Annotated in this window: 14 protein-coding genes and 3 pseudogenes; 12 read left to right on the top strand and 5 right to left on the bottom strand. The window is 67.8% G+C overall.

The annotated features are described in order from the left end of the window. Positions 1–22: 22 nt before the first annotated feature. From ABZZ38_RS28015 to ABZZ38_RS27980, 8 genes and pseudogenes are all read left to right on the top strand, one after another. Positions 23–193 (top strand): annotated as a pseudogene (locus tag ABZZ38_RS28015) (IS5/IS1182 family transposase); the annotation flags it as partial. Positions 194–226: 33 nt separating this feature from the next. Further along, positions 227–415 (top strand): annotated as a pseudogene (locus tag ABZZ38_RS28010) (transposase); the annotation flags it as partial. Positions 416–836: 421 nt separating this feature from the next. Continuing rightward, a complete protein-coding gene (locus ABZZ38_RS28005) occupies positions 837–1,817 on the top strand; it encodes a helix-turn-helix domain containing protein (protein ID WP_356744923.1) in 981 nt (326 codons plus the stop codon). Between the two features lie 494 nt (positions 1,818–2,311). After that, positions 2,312–2,446, top strand: a complete 135-nt coding sequence (locus ABZZ38_RS28000) for a hypothetical protein (protein WP_356744921.1) — start codon at positions 2,312–2,314, stop codon at positions 2,444–2,446. Positions 2,447–3,061: 615 nt separating this feature from the next. After that, positions 3,062–4,291 (top strand): hypothetical protein, encoded by a 1,230-nt coding sequence (locus ABZZ38_RS27995; RefSeq protein WP_356744919.1) that lies wholly within the window; start codon positions 3,062–3,064, stop codon positions 4,289–4,291. Between the two features lie 64 nt (positions 4,292–4,355). Continuing rightward, complete coding sequence (locus ABZZ38_RS27990) at positions 4,356–5,636, top strand: NucA/NucB deoxyribonuclease domain-containing protein (RefSeq protein WP_356744917.1); 1,281 nt, start codon at positions 4,356–4,358, stop codon at positions 5,634–5,636. Positions 5,637–5,652: 16 nt separating this feature from the next. Next, positions 5,653–6,177, top strand: coding sequence for a hypothetical protein (locus ABZZ38_RS27985; protein ID WP_356744915.1), 525 nt, complete (start codon positions 5,653–5,655; stop codon positions 6,175–6,177). A gap of 608 nt (positions 6,178–6,785) precedes the next feature. Next, positions 6,786–6,923 carry a hypothetical protein gene (locus tag ABZZ38_RS27980; RefSeq protein ID WP_356744913.1) on the top strand — a complete coding sequence of 46 codons (138 nt, stop codon included), beginning with the start codon at positions 6,786–6,788 and terminating at the stop codon, positions 6,921–6,923. A gap of 348 nt (positions 6,924–7,271) precedes the next feature. Here ABZZ38_RS27980 and ABZZ38_RS27975 read toward each other — a convergent pair whose 3' ends face one another. From ABZZ38_RS27975 to ABZZ38_RS27965, 3 genes and pseudogenes are all read right to left on the bottom strand, one after another. Further along, positions 7,272–7,433 carry a hypothetical protein gene (locus ABZZ38_RS27975; protein WP_356744965.1) on the bottom strand — a complete coding sequence of 54 codons (162 nt, stop codon included), beginning with the start codon at positions 7,431–7,433 and terminating at the stop codon, positions 7,272–7,274. Positions 7,434–7,486: 53 nt separating this feature from the next. Continuing rightward, positions 7,487–7,621 (bottom strand): annotated as a pseudogene (locus ABZZ38_RS27970) (hypothetical protein); the annotation flags it as partial. A 572-nt stretch (positions 7,622–8,193) separates the two neighbouring features. After that, positions 8,194–8,904, bottom strand: a complete 711-nt coding sequence (locus ABZZ38_RS27965; RefSeq protein ID WP_356744911.1) for an HAD family phosphatase — start codon at positions 8,902–8,904, stop codon at positions 8,194–8,196. A 396-nt stretch (positions 8,905–9,300) separates the two neighbouring features. On the opposite strand from ABZZ38_RS27965, the gene ABZZ38_RS27960 reads away from it, so the two are divergent. Continuing rightward, entirely contained in the window at positions 9,301–9,912 is a 612-nt protein-coding gene (locus ABZZ38_RS27960; RefSeq protein ID WP_356744910.1) for a ScbR family autoregulator-binding transcription factor, read from the top strand. Positions 9,913–10,149: 237 nt separating this feature from the next. On the opposite strand, the gene ABZZ38_RS27955 is transcribed toward ABZZ38_RS27960, so the two are convergent. Continuing rightward, the gene (locus tag ABZZ38_RS27955) at positions 10,150–10,416 is read right to left on the bottom strand and encodes a hypothetical protein (protein ID WP_356744908.1); all 267 of its coding nucleotides are present in this window, start codon (positions 10,414–10,416) and stop codon (positions 10,150–10,152) included. A gap of 286 nt (positions 10,417–10,702) precedes the next feature. Between ABZZ38_RS27955 and ABZZ38_RS27950 the strand changes: the two genes are divergently transcribed. Then, positions 10,703–10,993, top strand: coding sequence for an STAS domain-containing protein (locus ABZZ38_RS27950; protein WP_308019982.1), 291 nt, complete (start codon positions 10,703–10,705; stop codon positions 10,991–10,993). After that, a complete protein-coding gene (locus tag ABZZ38_RS27945) occupies positions 10,993–11,925 on the top strand; it encodes an anti-sigma factor RsbA family regulatory protein (protein ID WP_356744906.1) in 933 nt (310 codons plus the stop codon). Before ABZZ38_RS27950 ends, ABZZ38_RS27945 begins: the two co-directional genes overlap by 1 nt. Before the next feature lie 131 nt (positions 11,926–12,056). Here ABZZ38_RS27945 and ABZZ38_RS27940 read toward each other — a convergent pair whose 3' ends face one another. After that, positions 12,057–12,242 carry a DUF6192 family protein gene (locus ABZZ38_RS27940; protein WP_356744963.1) on the bottom strand — a complete coding sequence of 62 codons (186 nt, stop codon included), beginning with the start codon at positions 12,240–12,242 and terminating at the stop codon, positions 12,057–12,059. A gap of 1,444 nt (positions 12,243–13,686) precedes the next feature. Between ABZZ38_RS27940 and ABZZ38_RS27935 the strand changes: the two genes are divergently transcribed. Further along, a complete protein-coding gene (locus ABZZ38_RS27935; RefSeq protein ID WP_356744904.1) occupies positions 13,687–13,899 on the top strand; it encodes a cold-shock protein in 213 nt (70 codons plus the stop codon). Positions 13,900–14,360 lie beyond the last annotated feature (461 nt).

The raw sequence follows: 14,360 nt of genomic DNA, 5'->3' as shown, positions 1-14,360 counted from the left end.
GTGAACCGGGCATTTCCCTTGCATGGGTGGGGTGCTGGGGGCTGAGCCGTTGTGGGTGGAGACGTTCACCGGGCTGCGGATGTGGTGGTTTGAGCGGCTGCTGAAGGTGGTCCGGGAACGGTGCGGAAACGGTTCCGGTGGCGGTCGGCCGTGGTGCCTTCCCCTGGCCGACCGGGTGCTGCTGGTGGCCGTCGAGAAGACCGACCAGCGAAGATACCGGCACAACCGAGGCCGGCGCGGAGGCCGTCCTCCGGCATTCGACCGGCAGATCTACCGTCGGCGCAGCATCGTTGAGCGCTGCTTCAACCGGCTCAAAGGCTTCCGCGGAATCGCCACCAGATACGACAAGACCGCCACTTCGTACGAAGCAGCGGTCAGTCTCGCGTCATTCCTGCTCTGGGCAAGATCCGTTTGAAGACGGCGCAAGCTCGACGAACAGTACGGGGCTAAGCTCCGACCGCCGGAGCGAACACTGCTGAAGGAAAATTCTCACCGCCCCGACGAGCGACCTGATCCTGCAGGCCCACGGAGGGTTCAGGAACACCCTGGTCCACTACCGCCCCACGCGGCACATACAGGAACGGCTGTCCCTTCAGGCACCGCTCTACGGGCTCCTCGACGCTTACTTCCCCGCAGACGAAGCACGATCGCTGGGCGATGGACTCGCGCCCCACACCGCTTACGTCGCCGACCGCATGAGCGCCTGGTGCGGAAACTGAGGCCCGCAGACTTCCCATCCGCTGCCTTCACCGGACAGGCTCACATCAGCTGCTACTGACCGCTTGGAGACTGCCGGGACATACTGGACGCTGACGCCCCGCCACGGGGAGCACTACATGACCGCGGCGCCCCTGTCACCGGCACCGACGCCATGGAGCGCATGGGGCGAGCGGTTGGTGGCGGCAGGAAATGGCGAGCTGATGTCAGTGGTGAATGGCACCATTACTTCAAAACCTGGGTGGCGCAGCGCCCGCACGCGCAAGCCGAGCAGGGCAACGGGAGGCGCGATGGAACAGACTGCGGAACCAGCTGATCTGACAACGGCCATCCCGTCTCCACCCTCCGCGACGCCGGCCGCACGGCCCTCAAGGAGGCGTGATGCGCCCCGCAACCGTCGTCCCGTCCAGGCGCCACAGCTCATCGAAGCCGCCCGGCTCGCCGACCAGCTCCAGGCAGCCGGGTTCACCGAGCGCGACATTGCCCGCATCATCGACCGCGACCCCTCCCTGGTCTCCCAGTTCTACACACGCCACAAAGGTGCCGCCTTCGTGCCGGCCCTGACCCGTGTCCTCCAAGCGGTCCAGACCGCAGGCATCACCGACACCACGGAACTCGCCGCCATCGCAGCCCCCCACATCACCCGACGCACCACCTCATCGGGAACCCGCGCCCGCGTCCGCACCAGATCAGTCCTCATCACCCCCGCCGGCACCGGCACCGGCCGCGCAGGCGCCCAGGCCATCGCCTCCGGCTCCACCCGCCTGCGCGCCCTGATCGCCGAGGCTGCCCGACAGCGCCTGCGGCTCGCGTTCACCGTGCGCTTGGCCAAGACCGCCTACGTTCACCCCTCCGGCAGCCGGACCGACTCACCCGGCATCCGTCGCGACGTCATCCAGCGAGCCGACCACACCGAAGAACGCTCCTACGGCTCCTCCGCCACCGGAGGGTTCGACGCGACGGATTTCGCCCGCCGTACCGATCGCGCCGCAGGAGATGTCACCGTCGCAATCCACCAGTGGCTTGTCGAAACCGGCCGCATTCACCCCGATGCGCGCATCATCCACCTTGAAATCCGAACGTGGCGACCCCGCTCCTGAAGCCGTCGTGCCCGCACAGCACGGCAGGCCAGAGCTGGAGGCAGGCGAGGGCGACCACAGCTCGATGATGGAAGGGTTCCAGGGTTGTGGCCTCGACGGTCGTATGTCGAACAGCGGTGCACGTGCTCGCCGTTCGTCGTGGCCGTCGGCAGTCTGCTGGATTCCATCCCTGGCCGCGAGTCAGTGCGTCTACGCCGACGACGGTCGGCTCCTGGCGGCGTGAATCCTGCCTGTGACCAGGTGGGGGCCCTGCGCGGGCAAGGCATCGAAGACCGCAGACATGGGTGTCCGCTTCCTGCTCTGGACAGGACTCCGCTGCTGATCGTTTCCCTGGTTGTGTCAGTGCCCGCTACTACACGTAAGGACAGGAGGCGAGCTGTACCCGTGGCTTGCCTGGTGAAGGGGAGAGCAGAGCATGGCGGGCAAGGTACCCGGAAGGATACGTCCGGGTACGCGGCTGTTTCAGGCACAAGCCTGCTGCAGGCCGGAAGAACATGAGCGGCTGGAGCATCACCGCGGTCATCGTCGGCGGCTGGTTGTGGGGCCAGGTCGTCGCGATCGGCCAAGCTGCTGAATCCCCGACGCTCTCGCTGGGCCCGTCCGTGTCGCGGCCGGCCGTGGCGAGGTAGCGGCCGAGGCAGGTAACGGACGGGACCATCGTCCGGTTCTGGCCATGCTCTCGTCAACGTCTGATGGAGGTGGCCCCGCGGGGGGGCGAGGCGCTCCAGCGCCGCGATCCGATACCAGCCATGTTCGGCTTGGTCACTGGAAGCCGAACTGGTGGGGCGGTTACGGTCATCGTGTCCGTGGGGGATCTTGCTTCGGCTGACCACCGAGCCTGCCCTCATCGATCAGCAGGGGGGAAGTCCATGAACTTTGGGCACCATCAGTCGTTCGCGCGCTGGGGCAGCAGCATTGCCCCTGAAACGGCGCTCCTCTAACGGGCTCGCTGCGGCCTGGAGCTGAAGTCCGCCGGCCGATGAGCCGTGCGCGTAGAGGCCGGCGGCGGGTTAGCAGAGCCCTTGGGCCCGGTGGATGGAGCAGAGCACGGGGCTAAGCCCGTGCTGCCTGCGAATCCGACTCCTCCGCTTCCGCACGGGTCGGCGCCGTCCCCTGTCCTACCCCAGCGAGAGGGCCTGGACCGGGCCTGTCACATCCACGAACTGATCACGATGAGAGAAGAGATGCCCACGTCACGAGGAAACTCACGCGCGGCTCGCGCCGCTGGATTAGGCATATCCACCGTGCTCGCGCTCGCGAACGCGACTCCCGCTCAGGCGGCCGCGCCGCAGCAGTCCTGCACCATGGTTTACGCCGGCAACATCGAGGCGTATGCGATGACGTGCAGCGAGCCCGGGGAGCCCATGATCGGCGGCTTCGCTACCTGGAGAAACGTTCCGGTCACCTTCGACAAGGTGGACACGCCCAACACCACGGTCACTGCGGCCAACTACCTCCGTCTGACTCCCAATACAGAGGGGTCACCGTTCGCCCACAACATCGAGATCGGGCTCTACGCGGAGAAGACCGGCAAGACCTCGCACACCTACGGGCCCAAATGGACCGAGCTGGGGAAGAACGGCGGCAAGACCAAGGCGATCACCGCCGGAGTTGACCCGGCGAAGCCCGATGGCCGCAACCACACCTACATGCTGGTGCGGAAGGCCACGGGCGACCAGTGGGACGTGCTGTACGACTTCAACACCGTCGGAAGCACCACCGACCAGCTGAAGGTTGTCCCCGGAGCCACGAACCGGATCGACACCGGGCTGGAGCTCATAGGCCACCAGTACATCGATGTCCCCCAGATCGCCAACCGCATGCAGTTCATGGACGGCAACAAGACCTGGCGGCAGGTGGCCACCAAGAACACGGCAAAGGTCGTCACGCTGCCCGCATGCAGCGCTTCCAAGAAGCCACCGAGCTGCTTCACTGCCAAGCTCACGGACAACACGTCTTTCGCTCAGTGGACGGTGAGCAAACCCCGTAAGGCAGCCGCCGCAGCGGCCGGAGCCACGAACACGTCCTCGCTCGTGCAGCGGCACGCCGCCCCTGCCCCTGTCCTGTACAACGGCGTGGATCAGACGGCCCTCCAGCAGTGCCTCACGGGCGAGCCCGACCGCTGCCTCGGCACCGTGCCCGGACTGGCCGAATGTGTACAGACCATTCGGCAGTGCAACGCCGCCACGCCGGCGAGCGAAGCCCCCACCGACCAGAGGCAGTACGTCACCGGGGATGACGTGGCCGCGCGAGCTGCAGAAACGTTTCATGTCAGCCCTGGGGACGTCACCGTCACCGCGGCGGGAGCAAGGTCCGCCGTCGCGGATGAACAGCAGGTATGGCACGTGACCTCGTCCCGGACCACGCCGGGCCTACGTCCCGCCGGCCGTACGTACGCCGGTTTCGAGGCCACCTACTCAGCCTTCGGGGGCCGGCTGCTGGAAGCGTGCTGGGGCGATATGTGCCACGACTGATCCGACGGCCCATCCCCGCGGGCACTTGCCTGGACCGCATCCCTCCCAGACTCGAGGAGCGACCTTGACTGCCATCACGTCCGTCACCCGCTGGGCGCGCGGCGCCACAGCTGTCGGTCTCTTCACCGTGTTACTTGTGCCAATAGGTGCCACCGCCCATGCCGGGCCCGCTCCCGCAGAAACCGGTCCCGGCGCTCACTTCGTCGACGCGGCGACGGTGCACCCGAGGGACCTGCAGCACCTGCCCGATCCAGTTCCTCTGCGCGCCTACCTCCAGCGCGACAAGGGTCACGCCCCAGACCCGCAACCGTCGGCACGCGCTGCCGAAGATGCGGATCTGCGCACAGAGTGCGCCAAGCAGGAAGCCGCGGCCAAGACCAAGACCGGGTGGCTCAAGAGCCGCTTCGAGAACTGCTACAAGCGTCACTACGACCTGGTGCTCCGCGACAGGAACAACAAGGAGAAGACCAGAGGACGGCTCATCTTCGATGCATGGGTGCTGGGATTTGCCCACGACGGCACCAGGCAGGTCGACTTCGTCGCCAGCGTGGAGGACATCAAGGTAGCCGCTGACGGCGATGAGGACGCCAAAGAGTGGCGTCTGGGGCAGCACTTCAGCACGACCATCGATGCCAGTTCCAGTGATCCCGACGCGAAGCTGACGGGGCCCACCGTCACCAAGCGTGATGAGCTGCTTGGCGTCTGGGACCCGCGGCCCTCATGGACCCTCGTCTACACCTCCCCGGACAAGGGGCCGCAGCACGCACAGGGAAACATGCAGCGGGTTCTCGCCGTTCTCGACATGACGACCACCGTCAACTCCCCCAACGTCGATCCCTACGTGGAAGTAGGAAGCTACATCAGCAACTTCCGCTTCGACTACGCCGGTCCCACAGCTGGAAAGCACAAGGGTGCCGTCTTCACGCAAGCACGCGTCGAGCTCGTGATGAGCCAGAAGGATCCAGCCGTCAATGAGAGTGCACTGCACATCTACGACGCGCTCAAGCGCCCGGAACGTACCTTCCCGTCCTTTTTGGGCAAGTCTGTACCAGGCGAGAAGGAGCCACTCCATCGCCTCATCGACCCCAAGAAGATTGACCTCCAGCGGGACCGCTCGGTCAAGGAATGCGAGAAGATATGGGGCAGCTACAAGGGAACCCGACTGCAATGCGACGAGTACCCCTTCGCCAGCACCCATGAAGGCTCGCTAAAAGGAAACAACCGCTTCTCGGTCAGACTGATCGAGGGAACGGACAATGAGGCTGGTGGTCGAGCACTCAACGCTATGTATATCTCCAACCGAGTACTTGACGGCGACCCATTTTTCATGAAGATCATCCCCTAAGCTGGAGGCACACTGCATGGAGCCCGTGCACGAGTTCAGCGTCACGGCGAGTCCGGACCGCTGTCTTCTTGAAATCTACGACGCCGATGCTTACCTCGGCGACGACCAGGCATGGGAGGAATCGAGGCGCAGCGTTGTAGCAGGCAATGGATATCATCTGTACCTCCACAGCCTGCAGCCCAGGATTCCCGTGCGCATCAGCATTCGAATCTGGGAGCAGAAGCCGCCGCCACCCTCGGCCGACGCGGAAGGTCACACAGCCATCTCACTCGACTCGGCAACCGGCCTCCTTGTCATCAGCCAGCTTACCCTCGGGCCGGCCGGCGAGATGACTTTGCCTCAGCCCGGCGTTTACGTGGGCAATGCCTGGTGGTCGGGCAGGCAAGCGGCAAGCAAGTACTACGACGAGGTCCTTGAGCAGCTCAGCGACTGGACGCTCCAGCAAATCTCTGATGCTTGGTCCGCTTGCCCCGCGGAAGAACGGTACGTTCTCGATCTTTGCTACACGCGGCCTTCCCCTGAAGAGGAGGAAGACGACTGACGAGCCCGTGCATAGCTCCACTCCGGGCGGGGGCATCGACGATATTAGGTAGCCGCTGGTTTCGTGACAGGTGGACCGCGCCGACGGGCCGGACCTGCCCGTCTAGCGGGCTTGGTTCGGCGAGTTCGCCAAGGGCTCCCGAACCTTTGGCGGGTACGCGGCACCCCATACGGTGGCGGACGGTGTGGCGGCTGACTGTGCTCGGTCGACCTCCGGTCATCTAGGCTGTGGCGGATGGCCGGAGCCAGTGAGGGACGGTGACTGGGGTGCTGCGCAGCCATGTCACATAGCGGTCGGCATCTTCGATGACGGTCCCCTTCGGCTTCCAGCCCAAAAGCGTTCTCCATCTTGCGGACGGCCGCGTATCTGCCCAGCGGGTCTCCGTCCTGCAGCGGGGTGTGAAGGAGCGCCGTGTGCGGATCTGCCGTGGGCGATCACCCAGTGCTGCCGGTGCTAGGTCAGGACCTCGACACGGGCCCCAGTCCGTGGGCGTCCCTGCCGCAGGAACAGCGCTTCCGTCCTGCAGTCAGCGAGACGGAGCCACGGCACTGCTGCTGCGTGCTCTGGCCGGTAACGTTTGCCGGGCTGCGCTTTCTGCTAATTCCGTCGTGATCGAGTTCGGCGGCAACGCCATGATCGACGAGGACCTGAAAGCGGTGGGCCAGGCCGACATCGATTCCCAGCTGCTGCTGGACTCCATCCAGCGCACCGGTCGCACCGCCGCCAGCCCGATGGGAGTGGCCTGACGCCCAGTGCAGCGGGGTCCAGCTCACCTGTTTCATGGACTGCGACCGTCCGGTTCAGCCCGAGTCCTGGCGTCTCGCCGTGGTCCAAGCACGCGCTACCGGATCGCCGCTGCCACCGTTCGTCCCGGACGGCATTCACGGACTGCGGGCCGACGGCGCCCTCGCCGCCGAGAGCAGCGAGCGGCATGACGCTCTGACCGCGGGACACCGCCAACTGAATACGGCCCTTATCCAGGCGCGGTATACAACTCGGTGCCGCCGGAGAAGGGGCCGGTCGAACGGCGGGAGGGTCGTCGATGTCTACGACGACTTCGCTGCCCGCTACGCGTTCGTTTTCCGCCCAAGGCATCACCGTCCTCCGGCCCCCTCGGGAAGCGCGGTGGCCCGCCGGAATTGGTGTACGTGGAACAGCTTGATGTCGAGACCGCTGTGGACCTCGACGTTCTCGGTGTCGGTGAGCAGCGGGGCCACCTCGGCCATGTGCCGGTCGCGGTCGTGCACTCCAGCCACGCGCTCAGATGCTGGGCGCTGCGAAACCGCAGGGCGATGGTGTACTCGCGGCCACCGCCAGTGGGGCGCAGGACGTTGTCTCCCTGGTGGCCCTCGAAGTGTGCGGCAGCGGGGATGATCCGCCGCAGCCACTCCTCACACGCGTCCTTCCGGCCCTCCTTGACCAGATGGGTGATGACGGAGGTCACGGCCTCACCGGTGCCGGGCCGCCCCGAGGCCCGGCCACCCGGCCCGGTTCCCGTTCCTGGGCCCCGGCCCGGTGCGGCGGTCCGCAGGATCCGCACCGGGACTGGCCGCCCTGCACCGATGCGGATCCGACGACGGGCTGCTCACCTGCTTTGCTCTCCGCCATCGCCGAGGGCCTGGGTCTACGAGGCCACGCGCGAGCACAACCAGGGCTACATCACCGGGCAGATTGCATGTCGCATTACAAGCCACTGGTCGACGATGGCTTCGGGACCGGGACGGGCCTCTGCAATCCGGGGGGCGGACTGGCCGCGGGTTCACGTCGGCGGAGCCTCTTCAGCGTGGCCGGGATCGGTGATGCCGGGGGCGTGGGGTGAGAGGTGAGACGGACAGGGCTCCCGTGCCGCTGAGAAAGGTGTCCAACGCCTCAACTCAGAAGCACAGAAGCCTTGCTGGTTCCCTTTCCTGCAGCACTCTGTGGGGCAGCGGAGCGTACTCCCGCCGCACCAGCGTGCCGCCGTCCGTGTCCACCGGGGAGTGGGAGCGCTTGGCGTTGCCGGGCCTCGGCGGGCTGTCAGGGCCCTTGCGGCCCCCGCGGGCTGCCGAGCGCGTGGGCCCAGGCGAGCAGTTCGGGAGCGTCCAGCGCCGGTATCCACCCGTCGGCCCGGGTGGCGCCGTTGCCCTGCGGCCGGGGACCGACGCCCAGGACCCGCAGGCCGGCCCGGCGGGCCGCTTCCACACCGGTCAGGGAGTCCTCCACCGCCAGCGCCCGGTGCGGGGGGACACCGCAGAGCCGGGCCGCCACGGCGTACACGTCGGGGTGCGGCTTGGGGCGCACGCGGTCCCCGGTGTCGGGGACGACGAGGTGCTGGAAGTGCGCGAGCAGCCCGGCTCGTTCCAGGCTGCCTTCGACCACGACCCTCGGGCAGTTGCTGGCCACCGCCAGCGGTATCCTGCCGGAGAGCAGTCGTACGAGCCGGACCGCACCTGGCATCGTCACCGGTTCGGCGGTGACGAGTGCCAGGAAGTGGTCGAGAAGCGCGGCTGTCAGGTCCTCGGTCAGTTCGGGTTTGTGCACAGACTGCGCCATGAGCCGGCCGCAGTCCTCGTAGTGCAGGCCGAGGGCCTGCTCCGCGAACCCGGGCGGTGGCTGAAGTCCGTGCTCCCGGAAGGCCCGGCTGCGAGCCTCCTGCCAGTGGCGTTCGCTGTCCATCAGGGTGCCGTCGCAGTCGAAGACGACGGCTTCGGGCGACCAGTCGAGCAGATCGTGGTCCGAGGTGGTCACTGGGGGCCTCCCATGCCTTCGCATGCACGCATGCGGCACTTCCGTATCCGCAGGAAACGGAAAGATAGTGTCCGCTACGTTATTTCCGTCCAGGCAAATCGGGCAATAACCCTTTTCGGTGACTCGACGGGCGCCGGAAACAGGCGTATGACCGCGCGGCGGCGACGGCCGTGACGCAACCGTCGGGACCGTCAACACCACGTGCTCGCACGTCAGTTGTTACGCGTACTTGGCCGCGCGGGACCCGGAGCGCCTTGCGTCCGTTACCACTCGCACGCGTTCGCATTCGAAAGAACTGCGTAATTACCGCACGAAAGTGCCCTTTAGGCTCCGGGCGTACGCCGGCGCACTAAAATTCGTGGCCGGCATGAGAACAGAGCGAGGGCGGGCGGAACGTTGCAGGAACGGGCGAAGGCAACCCGCAGATCACTGCTGGAAGCGGCTGCCCAACTGTTCGCTGAACAGGGATACGCGGCCACCAGCGTCAACGACATAAGCGCAAGGTCGGGCCGGACCAGCGGCGCGGTCTACTTCCACTACACCGGCAAGGAGGGCATCGCCGTCGCCGTCGTCGAGGACCGGTTCGCCACCTGGTCCCAGCTCGCCGCACGCTACGGAGACGAGACGGCCCCCCCGCTCGAACGGCTCGTCGCCCTCAGCTACGACATCGCCCATGCCCTCACCCAGGATCCCGTGGCGCGTGCTGGTGCCCGTCTGTGGGCCGAGCGAACCGTCATCAAGGCCCCCCTTCCCGACCCCTTCGCGCTGTGGACCGCCGCCGCCACGCGACTGCTCGCGCAGGCCCGGCTGGCAGGGCAGGCCAACGAGCACGTCCGCCCCGCCCGCACGGCCCGGACCCTGGTGCGCGCGTTCTTCGGCCTGTGCACCCTCACCGAGGCCCTCGAGGGTACGGCCGTCCTCGACGACCGCCTGACCGACTGGTGGCACCTGACCCTGCCCTCCCTCCGGCCACAACCGTCCTGCGGGAACCTCCCGGCAGGCCGTTGACGCGCATACTCCAGGGGGAGCTTTGTGGCCCGGTGCGGTGGTCGTGGACCATCTGGGGCTGCCGGGGGCGCGCGTCGCTCTCGTACCCCAGCTCGGCTGCGCTCGCCTGCCTGCTGGCCGCACAGCATGAGTTGCCCTGTCCACCGAGCTGTCGCGGTGGCCCGGCGGCCGTGCCCTGTACGACCCGCGTCCCGGCGAGCCCCGCACACCCGGCCCCGGCGTCAGCTGCCGCTTCTACTACTCCGGTGACACGCCCTGACGCCCGCCGGCACCGCTGCCTACGGCCTGCCGTCGGTCAGCCGGCTGGCGGTGTTCTCGATCCCACAGCAGCGTCCACTCGACTCCGGCCCGCCACCCGGGCTCCGCGCCGGCGTACCGGCCTTCGGCGTCGAACCGAATGGTGGCCGCGAGGGCGCGCAGTTCGTTCGAGAATCTGTGCCACGGGGCGGTGTTCATGGCCTGGCGCATCTCGTCAGTGATCTCACCGGGTCGAAGCTCGCTCATCGCCCCACCTTGGACGACCGCCCTGGTGATGGCCATACCGGGAGGGTCACTTGCTGGCTGCTGGAACCACGATGAGGCCTTGGGGATCGGCTAGGCGGTGAGCTGGGCAGCTTTACAGAACCAGGCGTGTCTGCCGCCTGGATACACTGCCCCGTCGGGAGGAGCTTTTCCTCTGCCCGTGCCGGGACGGTTGGCAGGCGGCTTGATGTGAAGGAGTCTGAGCGTGGATGCCCCACATGCGGTGGGCGGGCCCGCCCCGGCGGAGCCCGGGAGGGCCGCGTTGGAGGTGAGTCCGTTGCCCGGTCGTTCCGGGATACGTGCCCGCGGTGAGATCAGCGCCCTCACTCGCCCGTCTTGGGAGCAGGCCCTGTCCGAGCTGGCCCGGCGGCACGCGGGCGTGTCGTACGTGGAGCTGTCGGATGTGGCGTTCGTGGACGTGGCCGGGGTAACCGCGCTGGCGGTCACCGCCATGAACCTGCCCGACGGGAGGGTTGTGGTGGAGAATCCCCCGCCGCAGCTGCCGCGGGTTTTGGAGATGTTCTGGCCGGGCCTGGACAGGATCGAGGTGGCTCTGTGATGAGCACGGGGACCACCCACGAGGCGTTCGTGCACCCTGCCCTTTTCTACCGCACCGAGCAGGAGTACACGCAGCAGACGGTGGCCTTCCTGCGCGAGGGCCTGACCAACGGCGAGCCGATGGCCGTGGCGGTGCCCGGCCCCAACCTGGAACTGATCAAGGCAGGTCTGGGCGGGGACGCCGAGGGCATCCTGTTCCTGGACATGACCGAGGCCGGCCGCAACCCGGGGCGGATCATCCCCAAGGTGCTGCGCGGATTCGCCGACGCCCACCCGGAGGGGCGTGTGCGGATCATCGGCGAGCCGATCTGGGCCGGACGCAGCGCGGTGGAGTACCCGGCGTGCGCGCAGCACGAGGCGCTGATCAACGCCGCGTTCGAGGGCCGGGCGGTGACGATCCTGTGCCCCTACGACGAGGTGCTGCTGGATGCGGAGGTGATCGCTGATGCGAAGGTCACCCACCCGATCGTCATCAGCGGGGATGGACGTGAGTCGGTCAGCGACGTCTACGACTGGCAGGCGGTCGTCGACCGGTACAACCAGGCGCTTGCGCCTGCACCGGACGCCGCGGCCTTCTCCTACGGTGCTGAGGACCTTCCGGCGGTCCGCCAGTTCGCTCTCGCTCAGGCGACGCGGCTGGGCATGGCCGGGGAGCGGCTGATGGATGCGGAGCTGGCGGTCGCGGAGCTGACGACCAACAGCGTGGTCCATGGCGGAGGCCGCGGGACACTCGCCATCTGGGCCGAGCAGGGGCAACTGGTGTGCGAGGTCCGCGACGCGGGCCGGCTGACCGATCCGCTGGCCGGCCGCCGCCCGCCGGAGCGCGACCAGCTGGGCGGCCGGGGCCTGATGCTGGTCCACTACGTGGCCGACCTGGTGCGCGTGCACACCGGCGACGACGGCACGACCGTGCGCTTCTACCTCAGCTTGTGACAGCGCGCGGGCGGCCACCCTGTCCGGGTGGCCGCCCGCCCCGCGGCGCGAGAAGGATTTGTCCACCGGTTGACGCGGAGACGGTCGAGCACATACAGATCGAGCCGAGCAGCCCGGCAGCCAACTGAAGCTCATGTGTTCAGTGGTGAGGGGTAGACAGTCATCCGCCGCCCAGCACCGGCCTCCAGCCAGTCCGCGGCGCTGCGGACGTTCGCGCTCCCGCGCCGGATCGTCTCGCGTCCGTCGTCGGTGAACTCCTGGTCCCGCATGCGCGGGACGAGGCCATCCAGACCCGATAACCCCGCACCGCACCGCACCGCACCGCACCGCACCGCGTCGGGGCCGGCCTCCACCCAGGCCGGACCCGACGCCGTCTCCACGCACGGTTCAGCGCAGCCAGATTGCGGGCCGGCCGGCCCCGGCTAGGGGGTGTGGAAGTGAACCTGGTCAGAGGGTAGGACGATCAGATCGTCGGCTGCGCCGCTCGACATGACGCAGAGCCCGTGGCCAGTCAGGACGGCTGTGACCGCCGCACGGACGACCGACTTCGTGGGCTTGCCGGGGCCGTGTGATCCGTACAGTTCCGAGGTCCCGCCCAGTGCTGTCCAGCGTACGAGTACTCCGGATGGGATCTCGTTGACGCGCATGCCGGGTGTTGCGTTGTCAGCCGTGTCGACCAGGCAGAAACCGGCGTGCTGCAGCACACATCGAACGTGCGACATCAATAGGGCAATAGCGGCGGACACGCGGTTTCCTTGCCCCGCATATGCTTGATCACTCAGTTTTCGGTCTGCTTGTGCTCAGAGTGCGCTTGCGCATGGTGGGACGTGCGGTGAGCGGCAGAAGGCCGGGGGTGGGCCGGGGCTGGCATCCTACGGCGCCGTTGCTTCTTCACGGGAGGGCTGGAGGTGGGCGGCCCCGCCACGGGGAATGGTGGCGGGGCCGATGTGCTCGGAGGGGGAGCCGAGCTGTTGCGGATGTCTGCTGCCCGGGATCGGGCACGGTATGCATGGACAAGCCATGACGGTCGGCGGTCCCTCGCGGGGAACGAACGCGGGGCCGCCGACCACGCCGTCCTGTCGTCCCCTGGTGCCCGCCGTCCCGGGGTGCCATCGGCCGCGGCTGCCGAGTCGCCGGGGCCGTTCGGTGACTGGCTCCGTGCTGCCGCCGTCCCCGCCGCCCGGCTCACCGGCGACACCGAGGGGCAACCGCCCGCGAGGCCGGATAGCTGTGCGAACGGCGCGGCCGGGCGTGTTCCGGGCCTCCGCCGCCCCTCCCACCGGGGCCGGGGGAGAGCCGGCGTTGCCGGACAGCGAACCGGGTCAGGCCGGGCGGCCTACTTCGCCAGCGCCGCGAGCGGAGAGCCGGCCTTTCTCCATCGTGCGCAGTTGCTCCCAGCCGACCTCGGCGTGCGCGGCGACCACGGCGTTGACGGATGCCGTGGGGTAAAGCGCGATCGACGGCGCCGGCCCGCGAGGTGCCGATGCGGACTTCGATCGACTGCGCGGGAACGGATGCAATCGTCCATAGCCGAGGCACGGCGCGTGCAGTCCGTGATGTCCCGTCTCACGCAACCTTGATCGAGGGCGCCTCGCCGAACGGTGATCAAAGGCAACGCATGGCGACGTCGGCACGCTCATGCAGCCCGACTTTTACCAGCCAGAGCCTTGAATTCCGCAACCATCGTCCCGCCATCGGGAATGATCAGCTCATCGGGCGCCCTGCACGCCCGACCTGATCACGTGACTTGAGGGAGTGGATATGACGGAGCGGCAGTCCGGCACCGTGAAGTGGTTCAACGATGAGAAGGGGTTCGGCTTCATCACCCCCGAAAGCGGCCCGGACCTCTTCGTGCACTTCCGGGCGATCCAGGGGAACGGTTTCAAGAGTCTTAAGGAAGGCCACAAGGTGACCTTCGTCGCGGTGCAGGGTCAGAAGGGTATGCAGGCGGACGAGGTCATCCCGGAGGGCTGAGCACCAGACCAGGTAAGCGCCGAACCTGCTGCTTGCCCGAGCAGCCGTCCGCCCACCGCCCGGCCCACCGGGCCGTCCACCAGGCCGACCGCCGGGGCGCCGGACCGGCGCCCCGCAAGCTCCCGTCCTGACCGGTGCCGGGCCCGAGTTGCATAGGGCTCGTCGTGCGGCCGGCAGCGTGAGCCACCGGTTTGCCCGGGCGGCCACCTCGCGATCGTGCGTGACGACCAGCGGGCGCAGCCCCAGCGGCCGGGGGCCGTCCGGAACTGCTTCCCGTCTGGCGGGCACCGGGGAAGAAAGTTGGTCCGCTGCTCCCCCTGGCGGGACGTACCGCTGATCGGGTTTTTCTTGCCTGAAGTCGCGACGTCGGTGAGCTGGATACCGCGTGGCCGGATCGGGCCTTCGACGCGCAGCCAGTCGGTGGTGGGGTGGGCGTGGTAGAGCTGGGAGACCTCCCCCTC

Source organism: Streptomyces sp. NPDC006368 (assembly GCF_040612535.1).
Lineage (GTDB): Bacteria > Actinomycetota > Actinomycetes > Streptomycetales > Streptomycetaceae > Streptomyces.
Note: the sequence above shows the minus strand (reverse complement) of the source record. Positions and strands in the feature narration are given on the sequence as shown.

What these genes read in the sequence shown, in the direction of transcription:
- ABZZ38_RS28000 (WP_356744921.1), top strand. Translation starts at nt 2,312, where the DNA reads ATGAGCGGCTGGAGCATCACCGCGGTCATCGTCGGCGGCTGGTTGTGG.
- ABZZ38_RS28005 (WP_356744923.1), top strand. Translation starts at nt 837, where the DNA reads ATGACCGCGGCGCCCCTGTCACCGGCACCGACGCCATGGAGCGCATGG.
- ABZZ38_RS27955 (WP_356744908.1), bottom strand. Translation starts at nt 10,416, where the DNA reads ATGAGCGAGCTTCGACCCGGTGAGATCACTGACGAGATGCGCCAGGCC.
- ABZZ38_RS27985 (WP_356744915.1), top strand. Translation starts at nt 5,653, where the DNA reads ATGGAGCCCGTGCACGAGTTCAGCGTCACGGCGAGTCCGGACCGCTGT.
- ABZZ38_RS27945 (WP_356744906.1), top strand. Translation starts at nt 10,993, where the DNA reads ATGAGCACGGGGACCACCCACGAGGCGTTCGTGCACCCTGCCCTTTTC.
- ABZZ38_RS27935 (WP_356744904.1), top strand. Translation starts at nt 13,687, where the DNA reads ATGACGGAGCGGCAGTCCGGCACCGTGAAGTGGTTCAACGATGAGAAG.